This window comes from Escherichia sp. E1130 (assembly GCF_005781065.1).
Taxonomy (GTDB): domain Bacteria; phylum Pseudomonadota; class Gammaproteobacteria; order Enterobacterales; family Enterobacteriaceae; genus Escherichia.
Map to the genome: position 1 here is coordinate 160727 of NZ_VATL01000012.1, position 11736 is coordinate 172462.

Consider the following 11736-nt stretch of genomic DNA (forward strand, 5'->3'; position numbering starts at 1 on the left):
CTATGTTCCAGTTATCCGTACAGGACATCCATCCGGGCGAGAAGGCCGGAGACAAAGAAGAGGCTATTCGCAAGGTCGCCGCGGCGCTGGTGCAAGCCGGTAATGTAGCGGAAGGCTACGTCAATGGCATGCTGGCGCGCGAACAGCAAACCTCAACCTTTCTCGGCAACGGGATTGCTATTCCACACGGTACTACCGACACCCGCGATCAGGTACTGAAAACCGGCGTTCAGGTATTTCAGTTCCCGGAAGGTGTGACATGGGGTGAAGGTCAAGTCGCGTACGTGGCTATCGGTATTGCCGCCAGCTCCGATGAACATCTGGGCTTGCTGCGCCAACTAACCCATGTACTGAGCGATGATTCCGTTGCTGAACAACTGAAGTCAGCAACAACAGCAGAAGAACTTCGCGCATTGCTGATGGGCGAAAAGCAGAGTGAGCAGCTGAAGCTTGATAACGAAATGCTGACACTGGATATCGTTGCCAGTGATTTGCTGACCCTGCAAGCGTTAAACGCCGCTCGTCTGAAAGAAGCGGGCGCAGTTGACGCTACCTTCGTCACCAAAGCCATCAACGAGCAGCCATTAAATCTCGGGCAAGGCATCTGGCTGAGCGATAGCGCCGAAGGTAATCTGCGTAGCGCGATTGCGGTAAGCCGTGCGGCAAATGCTTTTGATGTGGACGGCGAAACGGCTGCCATGCTGGTGAGTGTGGCGATGAATGACGATCAGCCCGTCGCGGTTCTTAAGCGTCTCGCCGATTTGCTGCTCGACAATAAAGCTGACCGCTTGCTGAAAGCAGATGCGGCAACGCTGCTGGCACTGCTGACCAGCGATGATGCGCCGACCGACGACGTGTTAAGCGCGGAGTTTGTGGTGCGCAATGAACACGGCCTGCATGCCCGTCCAGGCACCATGTTGGTCAATACCATTAAACAATTTAACAGTGATATTACCGTGACAAACCTTGATGGCACCGGCAAACCGGCAAACGGACGTAGTCTGATGAAAGTTGTAGCACTTGGCGTTAAGAAAGGTCATCGCCTACGCTTTACCGCCCAGGGACCAGATGCTGAACAGGCGCTGAACGCCATTGGCGACGCCATCGCCGCAGGTCTTGGGGAGGGCGCGTAATGAGCAGACGTGTTGCTACGATCACCCTTAATCCGGCTTATGACCTTGTTGGTTTCTGCCCGGAAATTGAACGCGGCGAAGTGAACCTGGTAAAAACCACCGGTCTGCATGCGGCGGGTAAAGGTATCAACGTTGCCAAAGTTCTGAAAGATCTGGGTATTGATGTCACTGTTGGCGGCTTCCTCGGTAAAGATAACCAGGATGGGTTTCAGCAATTGTTCAGCGAGCTGGGCATTGCCAACCGTTTCCAGGTTGTACAGGGGCGCACCCGTATTAATGTCAAGTTGACGGAAAAAGACGGCGAAGTGACCGACCTCAACTTCTCGGGTTTTGAAGTCACTCCAGCCGACTGGGAACGCTTTGTGACGGATTCTCTGAGTTGGCTTGGTCAGTTCGATATGGTCTGTGTCAGCGGCAGTTTACCATCAGGCGTCAGCCCGGAAGCCTTCACCGACTGGATGACTCGCCTGCGTAGTCAGTGTCCTTGCATTATCTTTGATAGTAGTCGTGAAGCGTTAGTGGCAGGTTTGAAAGCGGCACCGTGGCTGGTGAAACCTAACCGCCGCGAGCTGGAAATCTGGGCTGGCCGTAAACTGCCTGAAATGAAAGATGTGATTGAAGCTGCGCATGCGCTGCGTGAACAAGGTATCGCGCATGTCGTTATTTCACTGGGTGCCGAAGGCGCGCTTTGGGTTAATGCCTCCGGCGAATGGATCGCCAAACCACCGTCAGTCGATGTCGTAAGCACCGTTGGCGCAGGGGATTCTATGGTTGGTGGCCTGATTTATGGCTTGCTGATGCGTGAATCCAGTGAACACACTCTGCGTCTGGCGACAGCTGTTGCTGCCCTGGCGGTAAGTCAAAGCAATGTGGGTATTACCGATCGTCCGCAGTTGGCCGCAATGATGGCGCGCGTCGACTTACAACCTTTTAACTGACAGCAGGAGAGGCATAATGAAAACGCTGCTGATTATTGACGCTAATCTCGGTCAGGCACGCGCCTATATGGCGAAGACCCTGCTGGGCGCGGCGGCGCGAAAAGCAAAACTGGAAATCATCGACAATCCGAACGACGCTGAAATGGCGATTGTTCTCGGTGATTCCATCCCGAACGACAGCGCGCTGAACGGTAAAAATGTCTGGCTGGGCGATATTTCCCGGGCAGTTGCGCACCCTGAGCTGTTCCTGAGTGAAGCCAAAGGCCATGCGAAACCTTACACTGCGCCGGTCGCTGCGACAGCACCGGTTGCTGCCAGTGGTCCGAAACGCGTAGTTGCGGTGACTGCTTGCCCGACTGGGGTGGCGCACACTTTTATGGCGGCAGAAGCCATTGAAACCGAAGCGAAAAAACGTGGCTGGTGGGTGAAAGTTGAAACTCGTGGCTCTGTAGGCGCGGGTAATGCCATCACCCCTGAAGAAGTGGCAGCGGCGGATCTGGTGATTGTGGCGGCAGATATTGAAGTCGATCTGGCGAAATTTGCTGGTAAACCGATGTATCGCACCTCTACCGGTTTGGCGCTGAAGAAAACCGCGCAGGAACTGGATAAAGCCGTTGCTGAAGCGACGCCTTACGAACCAGCAGGCAAAGCTCAAACGGCGGCGACTGAAGGCAAGAAAGAGAGTGCAGGCGCGTATCGTCACTTGCTGACGGGCGTTTCCTACATGTTGCCGATGGTGGTTGCTGGCGGTCTGTGTATCGCGCTTTCTTTTGCTTTTGGTATCGAAGCGTTTAAAGAGCCGGGTACGTTGGCAGCGGCGCTGATGCAGATTGGTGGCGGTTCAGCCTTTGCGCTGATGGTGCCGGTACTGGCAGGTTATATTGCCTTCTCTATTGCCGACCGTCCGGGTCTCACGCCTGGCCTGATTGGCGGTATGCTGGCGGTCAGCACTGGTTCTGGTTTCATTGGCGGTATTATTGCGGGCTTCCTGGCTGGTTACATTGCGAAGTTAATCAGTACGCAATTGAAACTGCCGCAGAGTATGGAGGCGCTGAAACCGATCCTGATCATTCCGCTGATTTCCAGTCTGGTGGTTGGTCTGGCGATGATCTACCTGATCGGTAAACCGGTTGCTGGCATCCTCGAAGCTCTGACTCACTGGCTGCAAACGATGGGGACTGCGAATGCGGTTCTGCTGGGCGCGATCCTTGGCGGCATGATGTGTACTGACATGGGGGGCCCGGTTAACAAAGCGGCATACGCGTTCGGTGTGGGTCTGCTGAGTACCCAAACCTATGGCCCAATGGCAGCGATTATGGCGGCAGGTATGGTGCCACCGCTGGCAATGGGGCTGGCAACGATGGTGGCACGTCGCAAATTCGACAAAGCGCAGCAGGAAGGCGGCAAAGCAGCTCTGGTACTGGGACTGTGCTTTATTTCCGAAGGTGCAATTCCGTTTGCTGCCCGTGATCCGATGCGTGTGCTGCCGTGCTGTATCGTTGGTGGGGCGTTGACTGGTGCAATCTCTATGGCGATTGGTGCGAAACTGATGGCACCGCACGGTGGTCTGTTTGTGCTGCTGATCCCGGGCGCAATTACGCCGGTACTGGGTTACCTGCTGGCAATTATTGCCGGTACGCTGGTGGCGGGTTTGGCTTATGCCTTCCTGAAACGTCCGGAAGTGGACGCGGTAGCGAAAGCAGCGTAATAAAAGGTGTGTTACAGGGCAGAAATTTCCTGCCCTGTATCATGTGAAGATCGCAAGGTGATTGACCCGTTCTTGAGGGTAACTCTATGAATTTATCTATTTTATCTTTAAGTTGAAACCTGAAATCTTCATCAAACATTAACATTATTTCCTCAAGGGCAGATTAATTTCTGCCCTTTTTTATTGCTTCCGTTCTGTGCATCCCGTCACAAATTCTCCGTTTTTTTAATCCATGCATTTAATAGCGTTTTGTGAGCCTGTTCAAATCTGCCCATTTTGCCCATCTGGCGGCAATTTACTTTAAGTAAAACATGCATACTATGAGCACATGTTTAAATACGAACACATGTTTAAACGTTATTTGCAGTACCTATATTCTTGTGGATTGACAGAGTTGGTAATTTTTTACCAGGGGATGTGCTATGCGCGAAAAGGAATATGTCGTAATTATAGGTTCGGCGAATATTGATGTCGCCGGATATTCACATGAATCATTAAATTATGCGGATTCAAATCCAGGTAAAATAAAATTTACTCCTGGTGGAGTAGGGCGCAATATCGCGCAAAATCTGGCGTTACTGGGGAATAAAGTCTGGCTACTTAGCGCTGTAGGCAGTGATTTTTATGGTCAATCACTCCTGACGCAAACCAATCAATCCGGTGTTTATGTCGAGAAATGCCTGATTGTGCCAGGGGAAAATACGTCGAGCTATTTATCATTGCTCGATAATACCGGTGAAATGTTGGTTGCTATAAATGACATGAATATTAGTAACTGTATTTCTGCGGAATATCTCGCACAGCACCGTGAATTTATCCAGGGAGCAAAGGTCATTGTCGCTGACTGTAATATCAGTGAAGAGGCGTTGGTCTGGATTCTGGATAATGCCGCCGACGTACCTGTATTTGTCGATCCAGTTTCGGCATGGAAATGTGTCAAAGTGCGCGACCGTCTAAGTCAGATCCACACCCTGAAGCCAAACCGCCTTGAAGCAGAAACCCTGAGCGGGATTGCGTTGTCAGGGCGTGAAGATGTCGCAAAAGTTGCCGCCTGGTTCCATCAACATGGCCTGAACCGCCTGGTACTGAGTATGGGCGGAGACGGTGTTTACTACAGTGAAATCGGCGGTGAAAACGGCTGGTCTGCACCGATTAAAACCAATGTCATTAATGTTACCGGAGCGGGCGATGCCATGATGGCAGGTCTTGCTTCGTGTTGGGTCGACGGTATGCCGTTTGCCGAATCTGTTCGTTTTGCACAGGGATGTTCGTCAATGGCGCTCTCCTGTGAATACACCAATAACCCCAATTTATCGATTGCCAACGTTATATCGTTAGTGGAGAACGCAGAATGTCTGAATTAAACATTTCCCCTGAATTATTACAAATTTCCCCGGAAGTTCAGGATGCTTTAAAAAGCAAAAAACCAGTAGTTGCGCTGGAATCGACCATTATCTCTCACGGTATGCCGTTTCCACAAAATGCCCAGACGGCAATTGAAGTGGAAGAAACTATTCGTAAACAGGGCGCTGTACCTGCCACTATCGCCATTATTGGCGGCGTGATGAAAGTGGGTTTAAGCAAAGAAGAAATTGAATTGCTGGGTCGTGAAGGGCATAACGTGACTAAAGTTAGTCGTCGCGATTTACCTTTTGTTGTTGCCGCCGGAAAAAATGGCGCAACCACCGTTGCTTCAACGATGATTATTGCGGCGCTTGCCGGAATTAAAGTATTTGCCACTGGGGGAATTGGTGGTGTGCATCGCGGGGCGGAACATACCTTCGATATTTCTGCCGATTTGCAAGAACTGGGGCACACCAATGTCACCGTCGTTTGTGCCGGGGCGAAATCTATTCTCGATTTAGGCTTAACTACCGAATATTTAGAAACTTTCGGTGTACCTCTAATTGGCTATCAGACCAAAGCGCTGCCTGCGTTTTTCTGCCGGACCAGCCCGTTTGACGTCAGCATTCGTCTCGACAGTGCCACAGAAATTGCCCGCGCGATGGCGGTGAAATGGCAAAGCGGGCTGAACGGTGGCCTCGTGGTAGCGAACCCGATCCCGGAACAGTTTGCTATGCCGGAACACACTATCAATGCGGCGATCGATCAGGCGGTAGCTGAAGCTGAAGCGCAGGGTGTTATTGGTAAAGAAAGTACGCCGTTCTTGCTGGCGCGCGTTGCTGAACTGACCGGCGGTGACAGCCTGAAATCCAACATCCAGCTGGTGTTCAACAACGCCATTCTGGCGAGTGAAATTGCCAAAGAATACCAGCGTCTCGCGGGTTAATTTCCGACGGGCAGAAAGCCGTCGCCCGTACTGATCATACATACCGAAACCTGGCGCTGGCGCCGGGTTTACTGGCATAAAGGGAAAATCATTATGGATATAATGAGAAGTTTGGTGGGTATGGTGGTATTGCTGGCAATTGCGTTTGTGTTGTCGGTGAATAAAAAGGGCATCAGTTTGCGCACTGTTGGGGCCGCGCTGCTGCTGCAAATCGCCATTGGAGGCATCATGCTCTATTTTCCGCCGGGAAAATGGGCAGTAGAACAGGCGGCATTAGGCGTTCATAAAGTGATGTCTTACAGTGATGCCGGTAGCGCCTTCATTTTTGGTTCGCTGGTTGGGCCGAAAATGGATGTTCTCTTTGATGGCGCGGGCTTTATCTTCGCCTTTCGCGTACTCCCGGCGATTATCTTCGTCACTGCGCTTATCAGCCTACTGTACTACATTGGCGTAATGGGACTGCTGATTCGTATTCTTGGCAGTATTTTCCAGAAAGCCCTCAACATCAGCAAAATCGAATCTTTTGTTGCGGTTACCACTATTTTCCTCGGGCAAAACGAGATCCCGGCGATCGTAAAACCGTTTATCGATCGCATGAATCGCAACGAGTTGTTTACCGCAATTTGTAGCGGGATGGCGTCCATTGCTGGTTCGATGATGATTGGTTATGCCGGAATGGGCGTGCCGATTGACTACCTGTTAGCGGCATCGCTGATGGCTATCCCCGGCGGTATTTTGTTTGCGCGTATTCTTAGCCCAGCAACCGAGCCTTCGCAGGTGACATTTGAAAACCTGTCATTCAGCGAAACGCCGCCAAAAAGCTTTATCGAAGCGGCGGCGAGCGGTGCGATGACCGGGCTGAAAATCGCCGCTGGTGTGGCGACGGTGGTAATGGCGTTTGTCGCAATTATTGCGCTGATCAACGGCATTATCGGCGGAATTGGCGGCTGGTTTGGTTTCGCCAATGCTTCTCTGGAAAGTATTTTTGGCTATGTGCTGGCACCGCTGGCGTGGATCATGGGGGTAGACTGGAGCGATGCTAACCTTGCGGGTAGTCTGATTGGGCAGAAACTGGCGATAAACGAATTTGTTGCTTACCTGAGTTTCTCACCGTATCTGCAAACGGGTGGCACGCTGGAAGTGAAAACCGTGGCAATTATCTCCTTTGCGCTGTGTGGTTTTGCTAACTTTGGTTCTATCGGCGTTGTCGTTGGGGCGTTTTCGGCTATTTCGCCAAAACGTGCTCCGGAAATCGCCCAGCTTGGTTTACGGGCGCTGGCAGCAGCGACGCTTTCCAACCTGATGAGTGCGACTATTGCCGGGTTCTTTCTTGGGCTGGCGTAATGCTCGATTTGTAGTCCGGATAAGACGTATCCGGCAATCGCGCTATTGCAAATAATTTTTACTGCATCATCCCGGAGAATTTATTCTCCGGGTCCATCTCCAGCGCCAGTCCTGACAACTGCTTTCTGTTTTTAATTAGATACCCTTTCTTGTTTTTAATTAATAAACCGTCGTGAATGAATTGCGCGAGAACATATAAAAGATGTCGATAAGAAACGCCCAAATACTCTGCGGCTTGCGTGTGCTTTTCGTGATAAAGATCACTTTCCTGCGAGAGTAATATAAATGCTGCCAGGCGATTCACTAACGGAAATGATTGGTTCTGAGTTAAAGAAACAATATTGCGATAATTTTTATGACTTAAGGTGACGCAGAGTTTTCGTAAAAATAGCGTGTCGTTTAATAACAGCGGGCGGTAATGTTTCATGGGGAGCGCAATACACCAACACTCTTCAATAGCCTGTACCGCACGCGGTTCATGGTCTTTGTCGATTAACTCAATCTCGCCAATAAAACAGGGCGCGGCAAAGAAATCGATCAGCGACACGCGACCATTGGCCAGCGTGGCGTAAAGCCTGGCACGGCCTCGCGTCAGGTAAAACAGCCAGGACGGCTGTTGCCCTTCCTGCACAATGTAGTCACGCGCTAAAAAATGAAACAGTCGCGTATCGGCTGAAACATCCGTTGAAAAGCAATCCTTAAATGCGGATTCGTTTATCAGTTGTTGCTTCAATTCATTATTGTGGATTTCTTTCACGATGTTTATCCGCTATGAGATTTCTCATATTTAGCATACGTACGCTGTTGTTAAGATTCAATCATCGACCCGGTCGAATTTTCTTTGCTGTAGAAAAAATAACGCAACTGGAAACAGAGGAAATAAACAATGGAAAAGAGAAAAATTATTCTGGATTGTGATCCGGGTCATGATGATGCTATTGCCATAATGATGGCTGCGAAACATCCGGCGATTGATTTATTAGGTATCACTATTGTGGCGGGTAATCAGACGCTTGATAAAACATTAATTAATGGCCTGAATGTTTGCCAGAAACTGGAGATTAATGTTCCGGTTTATGCGGGGATGCCGCAGCCCATTATGCGTCAACAAATTGTTGCCGATAATATTCACGGTGAAACCGGACTGGATGGCCCGGTATTCGAGCCGTTGACCCGCCAGGCAGAAAACACTCATGCGGTGAAATACATCATCGATACCCTGATGGCAAGCGATGGCGATATCACTCTGGTGCCGGTTGGTCCATTGTCAAACATCGCGGTGGCAATGCGCATGCAACCCGCAATCCTGCCCAAAATCCGTGAAATTGTACTGATGGGCGGCGCTTATGGTACTGGCAACTTTACGCCGTCTGCCGAGTTCAACATCTTTGCTGACCCGGAAGCCGCACGCGTGGTGTTCACCTCCGGCGTTCCGTTGGTGATGATGGGCCTCGATCTCACCAACCAGACCGTTTGCACCCCGGACGTGATTGCACGGATGGAAAGGGCAGGCGGCCCTGCCGGGGAGCTGTTCAGCGACATCATGAACTTCACTCTCAAAACGCAGTTCGAAAACTACGGTCTGGCTGGCGGCCCGGTGCACGACGCCACCTGCATCGGTTATCTGATTAACCCGAATGGCATTAAAACCCAGGATATGTACGTCGAAGTGGACGTTAATAGCGGCCCTTGCTACGGGCGTACCGTCTGCGACGAGTTGGGCGTTCTTGGCAAGCCCGCCAATGCCAAAGTCGGCATCACTATTGATACCGACTGGTTCTGGGGCTTAGTCGAAGAGTGCGTTCGCGGCTACATCAAAACCCATTAAGTGTTGATAACAAGCCGGGTCAGTATCGCAAGATGCAGGCCCGGCTATTTCTGATGGGCAGAAAGCCGTCGCCCAAAATGACATGAAGAGATAATAACTATGGATGTCATGAGAAGTGTTCTGGGAATGGTGGTATTGCTGACGATTGCGTTTTTACTGTCAGTAAACAAGAAGAAGATCAGCCTGCGTACCGTTGGCGCGGCGTTAGTGTTACAGGTCGTGATTGGCGGCATAATGCTTTGGTTACCGCCAGGGCGTTGGCTCGCTGAAAAAGTCGCTTTTGGCGTCCATAAAGTGATGGCGTACAGCGACGCGGGTAGCGCATTTATCTTCGGTTCTCTGGTCGGACCGAAGATGGATACCTTATTTGATGGCGCAGGATTTATCTTTGGTTTCAGGGTATTACCGGCAATTATCTTCGTCACTGCACTGGTGAGTATTCTCTACTACATCGGCGTGATGGGGATCTTAATTCGCATTCTTGGCGGTATCTTCCAGAAAGCATTAAATATCAGCAAGATTGAGTCATTCGTCGCGGTTACTACCATTTTCCTTGGGCAAAACGAAATTCCGGCGATCGTGAAGCCCTTTATCGATCGTCTGAATCGCAATGAGCTGTTTACAGCTATTTGCAGCGGTATGGCCTCAATTGCCGGTTCGACGATGATTGGTTACGCTGCACTGGGCGTGCCTGTGGAATATTTGCTGGCGGCATCGTTAATGGCGATCCCCGGCGGGATCTTGTTTGCCCGCCTGTTAAGCCCGGCTACGGAATCTTCGCAGGTTTCCTTTAATAACCTCTCTTTCACCGAAACACCGCCAAAAAGCATTATTGAGGCCGCTGCTACAGGGGCAATGACCGGGCTGAAAATCGCTGCGGGTGTGGCGACAGTAGTCATGGCATTTGTTGCCATCATTGCGTTAATTAACGGTATTATCGGCGGCGTTGGCGGCTGGTTTGGTTTTGAGCAAGCCTCGCTGGAGTCCATTTTAGGTTATCTGCTGGCCCCGCTGGCGTGGGTGATGGGTGTTGACTGGAGTGATGCAAATCTTGCCGGGAGTTTGATTGGGCAGAAGCTGGCGATCAATGAATTTGTTGCTTATCTCAATTTCTCGCCATATCTGCAAACGGGTGGCACTCTGGATGCAAAAACCGTGGCGATTATTTCTTTTGCTCTGTGCGGTTTCGCTAACTTTGGTTCTATCGGGGTAGTGGTTGGGGCATTTTCTGCGGTTGCGCCACACCGTGCGCCGGAAATCGCCCAGCTTGGTTTACGGGCGCTGGCGGCGGCGACGCTTTCCAACCTGATGAGTGCGACCATTGCCGGGTTCTTTATTGGTTTAGCGTAGTGCGCGATTTATGAGCCGGATAAGACGCGTTAAGCGTCGCATCCGGCAACATTGTTACACCATTGGCACTAATGAAAGCGCGTTATCGGCAGACAGGGTTGGGTTGTTTAAGCTGCCGCTGGCGCGCGAAATTGCCGCGCAGGCCATCGCAAAATGGGCGCTATCACGGAAACTGCTTCCTTCCAGAAAGCTATACACCAGGCCCGCCATAAAACCATCGTCAGCACCAAAACTGTCTACCGTCGTATGTGCTGGCGGAGTCAGCAAAAATTGTTCACCATCCTTTTCGCTGCAATAAACTGACTCATCGGGCAAATAAACAAACAGATGCTGAACACCTTGCTGATGCAACGCATTCACGGCGGCATTACGATCAGCATCGCTGGTTATCGGCTGGCCCCATAAAATTTCCAGCTCTGGCAAAGTGGGTTTCAGAGTGTGAATATGCGCCAGCCAGTGTTTGATTTTGCCCGCTTTAAATTCTGAAACGGTGTCGACAAACACCGGGATTTCATCGGCAAGGGTGAAGACCCACTCCAGCGCCTCGGCAGTCAGGTTACAATCTGCCAGCACCACGCCCGCATGATGAAGTAAATCGCGCGACCCGTTCAGTAGTTGCGGTGTCAACTGTTCCAGCAGATGGGTATCGTTAATCGCCAGCACGGTTTCATCGTCTCGATTGGCAATTGCCAGATACGTCGATGTGCTTTGGCCGTGTAAACGAACACAGCCGGAGACATTCACTCCGGCGCGGCGCGTCTCTTCCAGGAGCATTTCGCCATAAAAGTCATCGCCAATCACCGAGAGTAAATGGACGTCGCGGCCTAACAGCGCCAGATTGTGGGCAATGTTGCGCCCAACGCCGCCCGCCGAGCAATGAATCGTACCGGGATTAGAGGCCGCTTGCGGATAACGGATATCCGCCATCCCGCGAATATCCATATTGATTGTTCCCACCACCACGCAATATTCCTGCTCGGTGAGAATGTAACCTTTGCCTTTAATCCGCCCTTTGCGCATTAAATCCATAATATGCGCCGCTACGCGCGAACGGCTAATTTGCAGCATATCCGCAATTTCATTCTGCTGAATCAGCGGGTTACGCCGTAAAATTGCAAGGATTTCCTTCTCCCGGTTGTTCATTT

Annotated in this window: 10 protein-coding genes; 8 read left to right on the plus strand and 2 right to left on the minus strand. The window is 51.0% G+C overall.

What is annotated here, in order from left to right:
• The first annotated feature begins 2 nt into the window (after window positions 1–2).
• From fruB to FEK66_RS11525, 6 genes are all read left to right on the plus strand, one after another.
• Complete coding sequence (gene fruB, locus FEK66_RS11500; protein ID WP_130207094.1) at window positions 3–1133, plus strand: fused PTS fructose transporter subunit IIA/HPr protein; 1131 nt, start codon at window positions 3–5, stop codon at window positions 1131–1133.
• Window positions 1133–2071, plus strand: coding sequence for a 1-phosphofructokinase (fruK, locus tag FEK66_RS11505; RefSeq protein ID WP_000091270.1), 939 nt, complete (start codon window positions 1133–1135; stop codon window positions 2069–2071). The genes fruB and fruK overlap by 1 nt, the downstream gene beginning before the upstream one ends.
• Window positions 2072–2087: 16 nt before the next feature.
• Complete coding sequence (gene fruA, locus FEK66_RS11510; RefSeq protein WP_135407386.1) at window positions 2088–3779, plus strand: PTS fructose transporter subunit IIBC; 1692 nt, start codon at window positions 2088–2090, stop codon at window positions 3777–3779.
• Window positions 3780–4201: 422 nt separating this feature from the next.
• On the plus strand, window positions 4202–5143 hold the full coding sequence (locus FEK66_RS11515; protein ID WP_130217116.1) for a pseudouridine kinase: 942 nt from the start codon (window positions 4202–4204) through the stop codon (window positions 5141–5143).
• Window positions 5131–6069 (plus strand): pseudouridine-5'-phosphate glycosidase, encoded by a 939-nt coding sequence (psuG, locus tag FEK66_RS11520; RefSeq protein ID WP_135494534.1) that lies wholly within the window; start codon window positions 5131–5133, stop codon window positions 6067–6069. Before FEK66_RS11515 ends, psuG begins: the two co-directional genes overlap by 13 nt.
• Window positions 6070–6162: 93 nt before the next feature.
• The gene (locus tag FEK66_RS11525) at window positions 6163–7413 is read left to right on the plus strand and encodes a NupC/NupG family nucleoside CNT transporter (protein WP_130207086.1); all 1251 of its coding nucleotides are present in this window, start codon (window positions 6163–6165) and stop codon (window positions 7411–7413) included.
• Window positions 7414–7471: 58 nt separating this feature from the next.
• Here the strand turns inward: FEK66_RS11525 and FEK66_RS11530 are convergent, their stop codons facing one another.
• Window positions 7472–8170: a transcriptional regulator YeiL gene (locus FEK66_RS11530; protein WP_130207084.1), complete on the minus strand. Its 699-nt coding sequence runs from the start codon at window positions 8168–8170 to the stop codon at window positions 7472–7474.
• A 129-nt stretch (window positions 8171–8299) separates the two neighbouring features.
• Between FEK66_RS11530 and rihB the strand changes: the two genes are divergently transcribed.
• Together rihB and FEK66_RS11540 are read left to right on the plus strand one after the other, a co-directional pair.
• Window positions 8300–9241, plus strand: coding sequence for a ribosylpyrimidine nucleosidase (gene rihB / locus FEK66_RS11535; protein WP_135494532.1), 942 nt, complete (start codon window positions 8300–8302; stop codon window positions 9239–9241).
• 99 nt (window positions 9242–9340) lie between these two features.
• The gene (locus tag FEK66_RS11540; protein ID WP_135494530.1) at window positions 9341–10591 is read left to right on the plus strand and encodes a NupC/NupG family nucleoside CNT transporter; all 1251 of its coding nucleotides are present in this window, start codon (window positions 9341–9343) and stop codon (window positions 10589–10591) included.
• A 54-nt stretch (window positions 10592–10645) separates the two neighbouring features.
• Here FEK66_RS11540 and FEK66_RS11545 read toward each other — a convergent pair whose 3' ends face one another.
• Window positions 10646–11734, minus strand: a complete 1089-nt coding sequence (locus FEK66_RS11545) for a sugar kinase (RefSeq protein ID WP_130207078.1) — start codon at window positions 11732–11734, stop codon at window positions 10646–10648.
• Window positions 11735–11736: the final 2 nt, after the last annotated feature.